We start from the raw sequence: 14,032 nt of genomic DNA on the forward strand, positions 1-14,032 counted from the left end.
TCGCGAGTACTCTGTTCATGCGTAGCCAAGCCGAATCGATCAATCATCGCGCTCTCCGTCGCCTCTCGACGGTTTGCCTGCTTGCCGTCGGTGTCAGCGCCTGCTCCTCGGACACGATGCGCTTCACCGAGACACCCTTCGACAATCCGTTCCGGACGGCGCAGGCGCCTGCGCCCGTGCGTGATCCGGCGACCACCGGTTCGATCGGGCGCTCGGCGAGCGTGCCGCTGCAGCCGATCCAGTCTTCTCCCGTGAGTGCGCAGCCCCTGCCGCCGCCCCAATCGGCCGTCGCGCTGGGTTCGGCGCCGCCGCGGGCCGTGTCCGGCAGCGCCTCCGGCTGGAGCGCTCAGGGCGGCACCCCGGTCGTGATCGCGCAGGGCGAGAGCCTCGACATGATCTCGTCGCGCTACGGCGTGCCGCGCTCGGCGCTGATGACCGCGAACGGGCTGAGCAACGCCGATGTCGCACCGGGTACGCGCATCGTCATTCCCGTCTACAACGCCGGCGGCGCTGCCGCTTCGGCTCCGCAGGTCGCGCAGGCTCCGGCCGCGTCGCAGCGCTTCGTCGCCGGTCCGGCTCCGACAGCCCGCCAGCCTGCTCCGGTCGCCGATGCGAGGGCGCAGGCCAAGGCCGCTGCCGATGCGAAGGTCGCTGCCGCGGCCGAAGCCAAGGCGAAGGCTGCCGCCGATGCCCAGGCGATGCGCGAATCACGTGCTCGTTTTGCTGCCGAGGCCAAGGCCAAGGCCGATGCCCGCAAGACCGGCTCCGCCGTTCCCAGCGCGCGGCCCGTCGCCGAGGCGAAGCCTGCGCCGGTCCAGCCGGTGAAGACTGCCGCTCCGGCGCAGCAGCCGGCGAAGCCGGTCGTGGTGGCGAGCGCGCCGGCGACCGAGCCGAAGCCGGCCGCGATCCCGAAGGCCGAGCCCGCGCCCGAGCCGAAGACCACCGCCAGCCTGCCGAAGCAGGAGGAGGCGGCCGTCTCCTCGAGCGACAAGGCCGATTTCCGCTGGCCGGCCCGCGGCCGGGTGATCTCCGGCTACAGCAAGGGCGGCAATGAGGGCATCAACATCGCGGTTCCGGAAGGCACGCCGGTCAAGGCAGCCGAGGGTGGCACCGTCGCCTATGCCGGCAGCGAGCTGAAGGGCTACGGCAATCTCGTCCTGATCCGCCACCCCAACGGCTATGTCTCGGCCTACGCCCATAATGGCGAGCTCAAGGTCAAGCGCGGCGACAGCGTCAAGCGCGGCCAGGTGGTGGCGAATTCCGGCCAGAGCGGCAACGTCTCCTCGCCGCAGCTCCACTTCGAGCTGCGCAAGGGATCGACCCCGGTCGACCCGACGCCCTATCTCAACAACTGAGCTGCATCCGCAGCGCGGCAATTTCGGATTTCGATCGGTTTCGCGAGACCCTCCCGATCGAAGAAGAACGGGGCGGCCCAGGAAGGGCCGCCCCGTTTTCGTTCGTTCCGCAGTCTGGTCGTCGTCATTGCGAGGCGCGAGGCGACGAAGCAATCCAGGGGCGGCGGGGCTGAACGGCTTGGCCCGCTTCCCCCTGGATTGCTTCGCTTCGCTCGCAATGACGGGGCCGCCCGCGCGGCCTCACCCTTCCAGCTTCTTGCCCAGCCGGCCGGCGAGGTCCTGGATGTACTGCCAGGCGGTACGGCCGGAGCGGGAGCCGCGCGTCGTCGACCATTCCAGCGCGTCGCGGCGCAGCTCGTCCGGCGCGACCGCGAGCCCGAAATGGGCGGCATAGCCGTTGATCATCTCCAGATACTCGTCCTGGCTGCATTTGTGGAAGCCGAGCCAGAGGCCGAAGCGGTCCGAGAGCGAGACCTTCTCCTCGATGGCCTCGCCCGGATTGATCGAGGTCGAGCGCTCGTTGTCCATCATGTCGCGCGGCAGCAGATGCCGGCGATTCGACGTGGCGTAGAAGACGACGTTCTCGGGCCGGCCCTCGACGCCGCCATCGAGCACGGCCTTCAGCGACTTGTACGAGGTGTCGTCGCTGTCGAAGGACAGGTCGTCGCAGAAGACGATGGCGCGGTGCGGATCGTTGCGCAGCAGGCCCATCAGCGCCGGTAGGCTCTCGATGTCCTCGCGGTGGATCTCGATCAGCTTGAGCGGCAGCTCGCCCTTCGCGAGGCGCCGGTTGGTGTCGGCATGGACCGCCTTGACCAGCGAGGACTTGCCCATGCCGCGCGCGCCCCAGAGCAGGACGTTGTTGGCCGGAAGCCCCTTGGCGAAGCGCTCGGTGTTCTCTGCCAGCGTGTCGCGCACCCGATCGACGCCGCGCAGGAGCGAGAGGGCGACGCGGTTGACCTTCGGCACCGGAACGAGCTCGGAGCCAGCCGCCTGCCAGACGAAGGCGTCGGCGGCCTTGAGATCGGCGGGCTTGCGCCGGGGCGGGGCGATGCGCTCGAGCGCATCCGCAATGCGCAGCAGCGTCGCGAGGGTCTGGTCGGGAGCGGTTTCGGTGGTGGTCATGGCACTGGCGCCTTCATTTCGTCCTGTCGAACCGTACCGTACCGTCCGGTACGGTTCCGAAGGCTAGCTAAACCGCGTCGTGGATCGAGCGCAAGGGGCATTGCGCGAATGGCGGCAAGCCCATAGGTGAGGGATCGTGGCCGGGAGACCGGGTACGTCCGATTGATTTCACGGCGTTGCTGGCTATAGTCCGCGCGATTTTCCGGCCGGGCGATGCTTTTGCCGCGTCTTGCGGCCGGCGGCCTGCTATGCCGCCGTCAGAGAGGAGTTCTTCAGTGATCACCCCCGCATTCGCCCAGGCGACAGGAGCCGGTGGCGGCGCCGACATGCTGATCCAGCTCGTGCCGTTCTTGCTGATCTTCGTCATCATGTGGTTCCTGATCATCCGTCCGCAGCAGCGCCGGGCCAAGACCCATCAGGAGATGATCAAGAACGTGCGCCGCGGCGACACCATCGTTACCTCGGGCGGTCTGATCGCGAAGGTCTCGAAGGTCGTCGACGACGGCGAGCTGGAAGCCGAGATCGCCGACGGCGTGCGCGTGCGCATCGTGCGCGGCATGATCCAGGACGTCCGCTCCAAGAGCGAGCCGGTCAAGAACTAAGAACGCGGCGGCCCGGGCCCCGCGAGGGGCTCGAGGCACGGCAATAAGGCTGTTCACGCAGATGCTTCGTCTCCAGGCCCGCAAGGTCATTCTCGTCCTGCTCGTGCTGTTCATCGGCTGCGGGCTCGCCGTACCGAACCTGTTCTCGCCGGAGACGCGCAAGGCCATCGAAACCAACGCTCCGTCCTGGATTCCGCGGGCCTTCCTGCCGATCCATGCGGTGGTGCTCGGCCTCGACCTGCAGGGCGGCTCGCACGTCCTGCTCGAGATCGACCGGGCCGAGCTGGTGCGCAGCCAGGTGACCCAGCTGCGCGACGACGTCCGCCGCATCCTGCGCGAGGAGCGCGTCAGCATCCAGGGCGGCATCCAGACCACGACGCGCGGCGTCCAGATGCGCGTCGCGGATGCGGCCGAGCGCGCCCGCGTGCTGCCGAAGCTGCGCGAGCTCGCCCAGCCGATCGGCACGCTCGGCGCCTTCGGGCCCTCCGGCAACCAGTCGATCGCCATCACCGAGCAGCCCGACGGGCTGATCCAGCTCACCGTGACGGAAGCTGGCTCGAACGAGCGCATCCGCCGCGCCGTCGAGCAGGCGATGGAGGTTCTGCGCCGGCGCGTCGACGCTCTTGGAACGACTGAGCCGAACATCCAGCGCCAGGGCCTCGACCGCATCCTGGTGCAGGTGCCGGGCCTGCAGGACCCGCAGCGCCTGAAGCAGATCCTCGGCGATACCGCCAAGCTCGAATTCCGCCTCGTCGGCGACGCCAACAGCGCCGATGTCGACATGCTGCCCTCGCAGGATGCCGGCGGCCAGACCGTCCCGGTTCTGCGCCAGCCCTCGGTCGACGGCGCCGACCTGATCGACGCGCAGCCGGCCTTCGATTCGCGCACCGGCCAGCCGATCGTGAACTTCCGCTTCAACATCCGCGGCGCCCAGCGCTTCGGCCAGATCACCACCGAGAATCTCGGCCGCCCGCTGGCGATCGTGCTCGACAACAAGGTGATCTCCTCGCCGGTGATCCAGTCGCCGATCACGGGCGGCTCGGGCCAGATTTCCGGCAACTTCACGGTCGAGCAGGTCAACAACCTCTCGATCCTGCTGCGTGCCGGCGCGCTGCCCGCCAAGATGACCATCGTCGAGGAACGCACCGTCGGCCCCGGCCTCGGCGCCGATTCGATCCAGGCCGGCAAGATGGCGACCCTGATCGCGACCGTGCTGGTGGTGATCTACATGCTCGCGACCTACGGCATCTTCGGCCTCATCGCGAGCATCGCGCTCCTCGTCCATGTCGGCCTGATCTTCGGCCTGATGTCGTTCCTCGGCGCGACGATGACGCTGCCGGGCATCGCCGGCATCGTGCTGACCATCGGCACGGCGGTCGATTCGAACGTGCTGATCTACGAGCGCATGCGCGAGGAGGAGCATCAGGGCCGCAGCCTCGTCTCGGCGCTCGAAGCCGGCTTCCAGCGCGCCTTCGCGACGATCATCGATTCGAACGTCACCATGCTGATCGCGGCGGTGGCGCTGTTCTCGCTCGGCTCCGGCCCGGTGCGCGGCTTCGCGGTGGTCTTCATCCTCGGCATTCTCACCACCGTCATCACGGCGGTGACGCTGACCCGGATGCTGATCGCGGTCTGGTATCGCTGGGCCAAGCCCAAGCACCTTCCGTTCTGACGCTGCCAGCCCTTCAGGAGATTGGCCATGCGCATGCGCCTGCTTCGTATCGTCCCCGACAATACCCGCTTCAAATTCGTCTGGTTCCGCCGCTTCAGCTATCCGCTGTCGGCCGCCTACTCGATCCTGGTGATCACGCTCTTCCTGACGGTCGGCCTGAATTTCGGCATCGACTTCAAGGGTGGCACGCTGATCGAGATGCAGTCCAAGGCCGGTGCCGTCGACATCGCCCAGATCCGCCATACCGCCAACGGGCTCGGCTTCGGCGAGGCCGAGGTGCAGGAGTTCGGCACCGCCGGCGAGGTCTCGATGCGCTTCGGCATGCAGCCGGGTGGCGAGACGGCGCAGCAGGCGGTGGTGGTGAAGGCGCGCGATGCCTTCGCCTCGCAATATGAGTTCCGCCGCGTCGAGACGGTCGGTCCGCGCGTCTCGGGCGAACTGGTCCAGGCCGGCACGCTCGGCGTCGTGCTCGCGATCGTCGGCGTGCTGATCTATCTCTGGTTCCGCTTCGAGATGCCGCTGGCGATCGGCGCGATCCTCGGCACGCTGCACGACATCGTGCTGACCATCGGCTTCTTCCTGATCACGCAGCTCGAGTTCAACCTGACCTCGATCGCGGCGATCCTGACCATCGTCGGCTACTCGCTGAACGAGACGGTCGTGGTGTTCGACCGCACGCGCGAATTGCTGCGCCGCTACAAGACCATGCCGGTCGCCGAACTCCTCGACCTCTCGGTCAACTCGACCCTGTCGCGCACCGCGATGACGGCGACGACGACCTTCCTGTCGCTGCTGGCGCTGGTGCTGTTCGGCGGCACCGCGATCGAAGGCTTCGCGCTGGTCATGCTGTTCGGCGTCGTGGTCTGCACCTATTCGGCGATGTTCATCTCGACGCCGGTGCTGCTCTACATGGATGTCCGCTCGGCGGGCGCCCGCGAGGAGGCGCAGGAGGCGGCGCGGGCCAAGGCTTCGGCCGCCAAGGCCAAGGCCTGAGCAGCTCCGTCATTGCGAGCGGAGCGAAGCCATCCCGAGGGGCGGGGCCGAAGTGTTCCACCCAATCCCCTGGATTGCTTCGTCGCTTCGCTTCTCGCAATGACGGCGACGGGGGCCGGAGAGAGATAAGATGCCGCGCTTCGAGGGCTTCGTTCCCGGCCGCTTCCCGCTCGACGCGATCGGGGCCGGCGGCTTCCGCTTCGCGGATATGAGCCACAAGGGCTCGATCATCGCGACCCCGGCCGGTATCCGGATCTGGCCGGTGACGCGCTTTTCCGAGGTGACGATCGAGAGCCTGCAGCCGGTGCTGGACGAGGCCGGGAGCATCGACTTCCTGCTGATCGGGACCGGGGCGGACATCGCCTTCATTCCGCCCGCTCTGCGTGATCCTCTGAAGCAGGCCGGAATCGCTGTCGAGGGCATGGCGACGGGCGCGGCCGCCCGCACCTATAATGTCCTCGTCGGCGAAGACCGGCGCGTCGCCGCCGCGCTGATCGCGATCGAGTAGGGAGCCCGCCGGCAGTTCGGAAAGCGGGCCATGTGCCGCGTAGCGGCGCCGCCGCGCTTGCCTTACATTAGCCGGGCCGGGGCGAGTGATGACGGGCCGAGGCCGGACCATGGCGCAGACTGAAACCGACGACCGCAGGGAAATCGCGCCGGCGCGCCTGCCGGAAGCCTATACCCATTGCGCCGCGCTCGTGCGCGAGCAGGATCAGGACCGCTATATCGCCGGCCTCTATGCCCCCGAGGATCGCCGGGCGGCGCTCTATGCCCTCTACGCCTTCAGCCTCGAGATCGCGCGGGTACGGGCGCTGGTCAGCGAGCCGCTGCCGGGCGAGGTCCGGCTGCAATGGTGGCGCGACGTGCTCGAGGGCCAGGCGGCAGGCGAGACGCAGGCGCATCCGGTGGCCGCGGCCCTGCTCGACACAGTTCGGCGCTACCGCCTGCCGATCGCGCCGCTGACGGCGCTGATCGATGCGCGCATCTTCGACCTCTACGACGATCCGATGCCTTCGCTGCGCGACCTCGAAGGCTATGCCGGCGAGACCGTGAGCGCGGTGGTCCGGCTGGCGTGCATCATCCTGGCAGGCGGGCGCGATCCGGGTGGGGCGACGGCCTGCGGCCATGCCGGCGTCGCCTATGCGCTGACTGGGTTGATGCGCGCCTTTCCCTGGCATGCGGCCGAGGGGCAGGTCTATCTGCCGGCCGACATCCTCGCCCGCAACGGCGTCACCCGCGACGACATCGTGCGCGGGCGCGGCGGGCCGGGCGTTCTCTACACGCTGAAGGAGCTGCGGGAGATCGCCCGCAACCATCTCAAGAAGCTCGCGGGCCTGGGCGAGACGATTCCGCCGGCGCTGAAGCCGGCCTTCCTGCCCGTGGCGCTGGTCGAGCCCTATCTCAGGCGGATGGAGCAGCGGGGCTACGACCCCTACCGCACCATCATCACACTGCCGGCCTGGCGCCGGCAGTGGATCCTCTGGCGGGCGTCGCGGTCGCGCTGACCGGGCCGCGGTGGCCCCTCAGACGTGGACCGAGCGGTGCCTGATCACCAGGATCGCGATGATCGAGAGCACGCAGCAGCCGATGATATAGAGGGCGACATAGGTCGGCCGGCCATCCGCCGCGCCGACGAGCGCCTGCGCGATGAAGGGCGTCGGGCCGGCGACCAGCACGCCGTTCAGCTCACGCGACATCGCCAACCCCGAGAAGCGGTAGCGCGTCGGGAAGAGGTTGGTGAGGAACGCGCCCTGCGCGCCCGAGGTCGAGCCGAAGCCGAGCCCGTAGCCGAGCGCGATGCCGACCGTCGACCAGAGCAGGCTGCCGGTGTCGAACATCCAGAACAGCGGGAAGGCGAGGACCGCGATGACGACGGCGCCGAAGATGTAGACGGTCGCCGCCCCGATCCTGTCCGCCAGCGCGCCCATGAAACCGACGCCGACGATGCCGAAGAGCGAGCCGATGGTGACGGCGATCAGGCCGTCCGTCCGGCTCATGCCGACCGTGTTGGCCATGTAGCTCAGCGAGAAGGCGCTGAGGATATAGGCGTTGGCGTTGTGGGCGGTCACCGAGAGGAAGCCGAACAGGACCTCCTTCGGGCTGTTGCGGAAAAGCTCGCCGATCGGAACCTGCTGCTCGTGCTTGCGCTGCTCGGCACGCGCCATGGCCTCCACATATTCCGGCGTCTCGTCGAGATGCTTGCGGATGTAGAGCGCGACGAAGAACAGCACGCCGGAGAGAAGGAAGGGCACGCGCCAGGCCCAGCCCAGCAGCATCTGCTCGGGCAGGTAGGAGATCGTCAGGAAGGACAGCGTCGCCAGCATGATGCCGACCAGCGTGGCCGCGTTGGGCAGGCCGGTATAGAAGGCGCGCTTCTCGGGCGGCGCGTATTCCGCCACCAGCACGATCGCGCCCGCGAGTTCGGCGCCGGCGCCGAAGCCCTGGATCAGGCGCATCAGCACCAGCAGGACGGGCGCCATGATGCCGATCGTCTCATAGGTCGGCAGCAGGCCCATCAGCACGGTGGCGAGGCCCATCAGCGCGATGGTCAGGATCAGCGCCGGCTTGCGGCCGAACTTGTCGCCGATATGCGAGATCACGATGCCGCCGACGGGGCGGGCGAAATAGCCGACGGCGAAGGTCGCGAAGGCGGCGAGGACGCCGGTGGTCGGCGAGAGATTGGGGAAGAAGAGCTTGTTGATGATCAGGCCGGAGGCGGCGCCGTAGAGCGCGTAGTCATACCATTCGATCACCGTGCCGACCGTGGCGGCCGTCACTGCCTTGCGGATATTGGCCGGGCTCGCGCCGCCGGCCTTCGTCGTTGCTGCCATTGTCCCAAGGGCCTCCGGATTGTTGTCGGAGACCTGTTAGTCGACAATGACGGCTCTACCCATGCCTCACGAGCGTGACGCCCATGCGAATGACCTTCCGTCATCTGTTGGATGCATGGCTAGATCAGGCCGGCACGGCTTCCATCAAACCGGTCGCCCAGCGCTCCATCTCGACCTTGGCGCGTGCCGTCAGTGCCTGCTTGCGGGCGAGGCTCTTGGCCGGGCCCTTGAGGCGCTTGCCGTCGGGACCGTGGGTGACGGCCTGGTCGGGATGCGGGAACAGCCCGAAATTGATGTTCATCGGCTGGAAGGAGCGCGGCCCCTCGTCGATGGTGACGATGTGCCCGCCGGTGATGTGGTTGACCAGCGCGCCCAGCGCCGTGGCCGGCGGCGGCAGCGGCAGGTCGCGGCCGAGCCGCTCGGCGGCGGCCATGCGGCCGGCGAGCAGGCCGGTGGCGGCGCTCTCGACATAGCCCTCGCAGCCGGTGATCTGGCCGGCGAAGCGCAGGCGCTGGTCGGCTTTCAGCCGCAGGCGCGCGTCGAGCAGCTTCGGCGAGTTGAGATAGGTGTTGCGGTGGATGCCGCCGAGCCGGGCGAACTCGGCATTCTGCAGGCCGGGGATCAGCCGGAAGATGCGGGACTGCTCGCCATATTTCAGCTTGGTCTGGAAGCCGGTCATGTTGAACAGCGTGCCGAGCGCGTTGTCCTGCCGCAGCTGGACCACGGCATAGGCCTTCACGGTCGGGTTGTGCCTGTTGGTGAGGCCGACCGGCTTCATCGGACCCCAGCGCAGCGTCTCGCGGCCACGCTCGGCCATGACCTCGATCGGCAGGCAGCCGTCGAAATAGGGCGTGCCCTCCCATTCCTTGAACTCGGTCTTCTCGGCGGCGATCAGCGCGTCGATGAAGGCTTCGTACTGGTCGCGGTCGAGCGGGCAGTTGATGTAGTCGGCGCCGGTGCCGCCGGGGCCTGCCTTGTCGTAGCGCGACTGGAACCAGGCCGTGTCCATGTCGATCGAATCGAAATAGACGATGGGGGCGATGGCGTCGAAGAAGGCGAGCGAATCCTCGCCGGTGAGCGTTTGCAGGCCCTGAGCCAAGGCCGGCGAGGTCAGCGGGCCGGTCGCGATGATCACGTTGCTCCACGCGGCCGGGGGCAGGCCGGCGATCTCGCCGCGATCGATGGTGACGAGCGGGTGGGCCTCCAGCGCCGCGGTGACGCCTTGAGAGAAGCCGTCGCGGTCGACGGCAAGCGCGCCGCCGGCCGGCACCTGATGGGCGTCGCCCTGGGCCATGATCAGCGAGCCGAGGTGGCGCATCTCCCAATGGAGCTGGCCGACGGCGTTGCTCTGGGCATCGTCTGAACGGAAGGAGTTCGAGCAGACGAGCTCGGCCAGTCCTTCCGTCTTGTGCGCGTCGGTGCCGCGCACGGGGCGCATCTCGTGGATGACGACCGGGACGCCGGCCTGGGCGATCTGCCAGGCGGCTTCGGAGCCGGCGAGCCCGCCGCCGATGATATGTACGGGTTCCATGGCTGCGATGTGTCCGCAGCCGGCCTGCAGGTCAAGGGCCTGAGGCCGGATTGCTGTCATTGCGAAGATCAAAGCGACGAAGCAAGGGCGGCAGGGCCGGATGGTTCAGACCCGTCCCACTGGATTGCTTCGCTACGCTCGCAATGACGCGACGGGCAGGGCCCGGAAATGCAAAATGCCCGCCGTGAGGCGGGCATTCGCTCTTCGACCGAAGCTCGAGGGGAGGGGAAACACGAGCCTCAGGAGAAACTACTTGGAACACGCCGCGCCGGATGCGCGGCGGTTCTCATTCAGCGACTTCAGGCCGCAGCGTGCGAGCGGGCGATGAAGGCGATCTCCGAGCGCGACAGGCCGAGATCGTCCAGCTCGCGGTCGGTCAGGCGGGAGAGCTCGCGGACGGTCTCGCGATAGCGGAGATAGGCGCGAATTTTGGCGGCGATCATGGTGACAAACATGGTGGTCTTCCTTGCGATGTTCCGGAGCGGGTCGGGGCCCACAGCGATAAATTCGTTGTGCACTGCATATAAGACAGGCTGCCTGCTTCAAACAGAGGCTCCACATCAGCTCTGTCATGCATCAATCGCATGACCAGTTAAGTTTGCGGTCATTTTCGACGGGTTGACCCGCGTTCACCGTAACGCTTGTGGCAAAATTTAGGAAATTGCTCGCCTATTAATTGGGCAAATAAGCAATCTGTTCCTGATTTTGAATTATCAAAGGCTCCAAAATAGGCATGTTGCATCTGCGAATTAAGCCGACTCGCCAGTCGAGTAATATTGCATTGCAAAACAGCCTCGCCCGCGCACGAAAATTACCCGCGCGCCGAGCCTCTCCCTGGCGACTGCGGCATCTTGGCCCGGCGACGATTGCCGGGCAGGAATTGCCGGCCTTCCGGTTCCGGGAAACGGCTCTGTGGCAGACGGGCCGGTCAAGTCGTTGAATTCCCAGCCTGCCGCCTTCGCGCGCCCCGCGGCCTGCCTCTTGCCTGTCGAGCGGCGACAGACAGGAGCATGCGATGACGATCTCGTTCTCGACTTCGAGCTGGCCGAACCTTTCGCCGGCTGCAACGACACGGCCGGCGGCGGATGAGACGAAACAGGGCGGCGCGAGCTCCCCGCTTTCGTCCTCGGTCGAGACGGAGTTCCTGAAGTTCGCCCGCATGACGCCGGAGGAACGGGTCCAGAAGGCGATCCTGGACAAGCTCGGCATGACCGAAGAGGAATTCAACCGGCTCGACGCCAAGGTGAAGTCGGAGGTGATGGCCAAGGTCCGCGACGAGATTCTCCGGCAGATGGAGGAGAAGGCCGAGCTCCGCACCGGTGCGCTCGCGGACCTCACCGTCTGAAACCGCGGCCGGGGCAGAACCCTCCCGGCCGCAGGCGGCGAACTTCAGTTCGCCTTGCCGGCGTCGAAGCGCAGCAGCCGCAGCGCGTTGGCGGTGACGATCACGGTTGCACCGGTGTCGGCTAGGATCGCGACCCAGAGCCCCGTATAGCCCAGCACGCTGGAGACTAGGAACACTGCCTTCAGCCCAAGCGCGATGGTGATGTTGGTGTGGATGTTGGCCATCGCTGCCCGCGCCAGCCGGATCAGCGCGGCGACATCGCGGACGCGGCTCTTGAGGACGGCGCCATCGGCGGTCTCGAGTGCGACGTCGGTGCCCGAGCCCATGGCGATGCCGATCCCGGCCGCGGCAAGGGCGGGCGCGTCGTTGATGCCGTCGCCGACCATCATCACCGGGGTTTGCGCGGCGAAGGCCTTGATCGCCGCGACCTTGTCGTCCGGCATCAGCTCGGCCTTGTGCTCCATGCCGAGGGTGCCGGCGATGGCGGCGCCGGTGCGGGCATTGTCGCCGGTCAGCATGGCCGAGCGGATGCCCATCGCCTTGAGCTCGGCGATGGCGGCAGCCGCGTCCTCGCGCGGCTCGTCGCGCAGCGCGACCAGCCCGGCCAGGGCGCCGTCGACCACGATGGCGGCGACCGTCTTGCCTGCCGATTCCAGCTCTTCCGCAGCGGCTCGGGCGCGCCCGTCGAAGGGCGCCCGGCTTTCGGCATGGCGCGGGGCGCCGACGAAGACGGCGCGGCCATCGACCTTCCCGGTGACGCCCTGGCCGGCGAGCGCCGCGGCCTCGGCGGCCGGAGCGTAGGCGACGCCATCGGCACGGGCGCGCTCGAGCACCGCCTCCGCGAGGGGATGGGCGGAGCCGTGCTCGACCGCGGCGGCCAGCGCCAGGACCTCGGCCTCGCTGCCGGAGAAGGCGACGATGTCGGTGACGCGCGGCCGCCCCTGAGTCAGCGTGCCGGTCTTGTCGAAGGCAACGAGGCCGGTCTTTGCGGCGGTCTCGATGACGACGCCACCCTTCATCAGCAGGCCCTGGCGGGCGCCGGCAGAGAGCGCGGCGGCGATCGAGGCGGGAACCGAGATGACCAGCGCGCAGGGGCAGCCGATCAGGAGCAGAGCCAGCGCCCGGTAGATCCAGACCGACCATTCGGCGCCGAGCAGGAGCGGGGGCACCAGCGCGACAGCCAGGGCGAGCCCGACGATCGCCGGCATGTACCAGCGCGAGAAGCGGTCGATGAAGCGCTCGGTCGGTGCGCGCGCCTCCTGCGCCTCCTCGACCAGGCGGATGATGCGGGCGATGGTGTTGTCCTCTGCCGCCTTGTCGACGCGCACGCGCAAAGCCGCCTCGCGGTTGACCGAGCCGGCGAAGACCGGCTCGCCGACACCCTTGGTCTTCGGCACGGATTCGCCGGTGACCGGGCTCTCGTCGATGCCGGAGATGCCGTCGGTGATCTCGCCGTCGGCCGGGATGCGGTCGCCGGGGCGGACCAGCACGGTCTGGCCGATCTTCAGGCTCGCGGCGTCGACCTGGCGGGTCGCGCCGTTCTCCTCGACCAGGGCGGTCTTGGGCACGAGATCGCCCAGCGCGCGGATCGAGGCGCGGGCGCGGTCGGCCGCGACGCCTTCCAGCACCTCGCCGACGGCGAAGAGGAAGACGACCAGCGCCGCTTCCTCGGCTGCGCCGATGAAGAGCGCGCCGACGGCGGCGATCGTCATCAGCATCTCGATGGTGAAGGGAATGCCCGCGAGAGCGGCGGCGAAGGCGCGCTTCGCCACCGGCAGCACGCCGATGACGCAGGCCAGGATGAAGGCCCAATGGCCGATGCCAGGCCAGATCAGGCCGGCGACATAGGCCGCGCCGAGAAGCAGGCCGGTGCCGATGACGAGGCGGCCCTTGCCGGTCTGGTACCAATGCGCGCCATCGGGCGTCACCTCATGGACATGGCCCGGCAGGCCATGGCCGTGATCCTTGGCGGCTGCGGCCCCGGCAGCCTTCGGGCCGTGGCCGTGGCCGGCATGATCATGACCGGCGTGGTCGTGCTTGTGATCGTGGCTGTGGGCATGGCCCGAGCGGCAGGCTTCGCCGTGCTCATGCTTGCCGTGGTCATGCGCATGATCGTGGTCGTCGTGGCCGTGCCCGCCGCAGCAGCTCTCCTGCTTCGCCACCGGGGCGCTCGCATGCGAGGCAGCCAGCGCGGCGGTGGTGTAGCCGAGGCCGTTCACACGCTTCTCGATCGCCTCGGGCGTCGTCCGGCCCGCATCGAGCGAGAGCGTCAGCGTCTCCGACATGACCGAGAGCTTGACGTCGCTGACGCCAGGCAACCGCTCGACCGCGCCGCGGATCTTTGTCGCGCAGCTGGCACAGTCCATGCCGCCGACCTTCCAGGACAGGGTCTTGGTTGCGGCTTCGGGATGGGCGGCCATGACGTGTCTCCGTCTCACTTCTCTACGGGACACACTCTCTACAAGCTGTAGCCACTTCAGGTTCAAGAGGGAAAATGCACGCCAGGCACATAGCCGTCATGCTCGGGCTCGACCCGAGCATTTCAGGCTGGGGAGGCTCCTTGGGCCATCTCGGAAAG

General features: G+C 68.0%; 12 protein-coding genes. 7 read left to right on the top strand and 5 right to left on the bottom strand.

Features of this window, described 5'->3' with window-relative positions; genetic code table 11:
• Nucleotides 1-17: 17 nt before the first annotated feature.
• Nucleotides 18-1,355: a peptidoglycan DD-metalloendopeptidase family protein gene (locus B5Y19_RS15425; RefSeq protein ID WP_055727706.1), complete on the top strand. Its 1,338-nt coding sequence runs from the start codon at nucleotides 18-20 to the stop codon at nucleotides 1,353-1,355.
• 240 nt (nucleotides 1,356-1,595) lie between these two features.
• Here B5Y19_RS15425 and B5Y19_RS15430 read toward each other — a convergent pair whose 3' ends face one another.
• Entirely contained in the window at nucleotides 1,596-2,480 is an 885-nt protein-coding gene (locus B5Y19_RS15430; protein ID WP_055727707.1) for an ATP-binding protein, read from the bottom strand.
• A gap of 248 nt (nucleotides 2,481-2,728) precedes the next feature.
• On the opposite strand from B5Y19_RS15430, the gene yajC reads away from it, so the two are divergent.
• From yajC to B5Y19_RS15455, 5 genes are all read left to right on the top strand, one after another.
• A complete protein-coding gene (gene yajC / locus B5Y19_RS15435) occupies nucleotides 2,729-3,082 on the top strand; it encodes a preprotein translocase subunit YajC (protein WP_055727708.1) in 354 nt (117 codons plus the stop codon).
• Between the two features lie 61 nt (nucleotides 3,083-3,143).
• Complete coding sequence (gene secD, locus B5Y19_RS15440; protein WP_055727709.1) at nucleotides 3,144-4,754, top strand: protein translocase subunit SecD; 1,611 nt, start codon at nucleotides 3,144-3,146, stop codon at nucleotides 4,752-4,754.
• Between the two features lie 33 nt (nucleotides 4,755-4,787).
• Nucleotides 4,788-5,747 carry a protein translocase subunit SecF gene (secF, locus tag B5Y19_RS15445; protein ID WP_055727821.1) on the top strand — a complete coding sequence of 320 codons (960 nt, stop codon included), beginning with the start codon at nucleotides 4,788-4,790 and terminating at the stop codon, nucleotides 5,745-5,747.
• Nucleotides 5,748-5,877: 130 nt separating this feature from the next.
• Nucleotides 5,878-6,255, top strand: a complete 378-nt coding sequence (locus B5Y19_RS15450; protein ID WP_055727710.1) for an Mth938-like domain-containing protein — start codon at nucleotides 5,878-5,880, stop codon at nucleotides 6,253-6,255.
• Nucleotides 6,256-6,364: 109 nt separating this feature from the next.
• Nucleotides 6,365-7,252: a phytoene/squalene synthase family protein gene (locus B5Y19_RS15455; RefSeq protein ID WP_079591683.1), complete on the top strand. Its 888-nt coding sequence runs from the start codon at nucleotides 6,365-6,367 to the stop codon at nucleotides 7,250-7,252.
• Between the two features lie 18 nt (nucleotides 7,253-7,270).
• On the opposite strand, the gene B5Y19_RS15460 is transcribed toward B5Y19_RS15455, so the two are convergent.
• The 3 genes from B5Y19_RS15460 to B5Y19_RS15470 form a co-directional block, all read right to left on the bottom strand.
• The gene (locus B5Y19_RS15460) at nucleotides 7,271-8,578 is read right to left on the bottom strand and encodes an MFS transporter (protein ID WP_055727711.1); all 1,308 of its coding nucleotides are present in this window, start codon (nucleotides 8,576-8,578) and stop codon (nucleotides 7,271-7,273) included.
• Nucleotides 8,579-8,702: 124 nt separating this feature from the next.
• Nucleotides 8,703-10,109 carry a methylenetetrahydrofolate--tRNA-(uracil(54)-C(5))-methyltransferase (FADH(2)-oxidizing) TrmFO gene (gene trmFO, locus B5Y19_RS15465; protein ID WP_055727712.1) on the bottom strand — a complete coding sequence of 469 codons (1,407 nt, stop codon included), beginning with the start codon at nucleotides 10,107-10,109 and terminating at the stop codon, nucleotides 8,703-8,705.
• 299 nt (nucleotides 10,110-10,408) lie between these two features.
• Entirely contained in the window at nucleotides 10,409-10,564 is a 156-nt protein-coding gene (locus tag B5Y19_RS15470) for a DUF1127 domain-containing protein (RefSeq protein ID WP_079591684.1), read from the bottom strand.
• A 560-nt stretch (nucleotides 10,565-11,124) separates the two neighbouring features.
• On the opposite strand from B5Y19_RS15470, the gene B5Y19_RS15475 reads away from it, so the two are divergent.
• Nucleotides 11,125-11,454: a hypothetical protein gene (locus B5Y19_RS15475; protein WP_055727713.1), complete on the top strand. Its 330-nt coding sequence runs from the start codon at nucleotides 11,125-11,127 to the stop codon at nucleotides 11,452-11,454.
• A 44-nt stretch (nucleotides 11,455-11,498) separates the two neighbouring features.
• Here B5Y19_RS15475 and B5Y19_RS15480 read toward each other — a convergent pair whose 3' ends face one another.
• On the bottom strand, nucleotides 11,499-13,874 hold the full coding sequence (locus B5Y19_RS15480) for a heavy metal translocating P-type ATPase (RefSeq protein ID WP_079591685.1): 2,376 nt from the start codon (nucleotides 13,872-13,874) through the stop codon (nucleotides 11,499-11,501).
• Between the last annotated feature and the right edge of the window lie 158 nt (nucleotides 13,875-14,032).

The sequence above is a fragment of the Allobosea thiooxidans genome, from assembly GCF_900168195.1.
GTDB lineage: Bacteria > Pseudomonadota > Alphaproteobacteria > Rhizobiales > Beijerinckiaceae > Allobosea > Allobosea thiooxidans.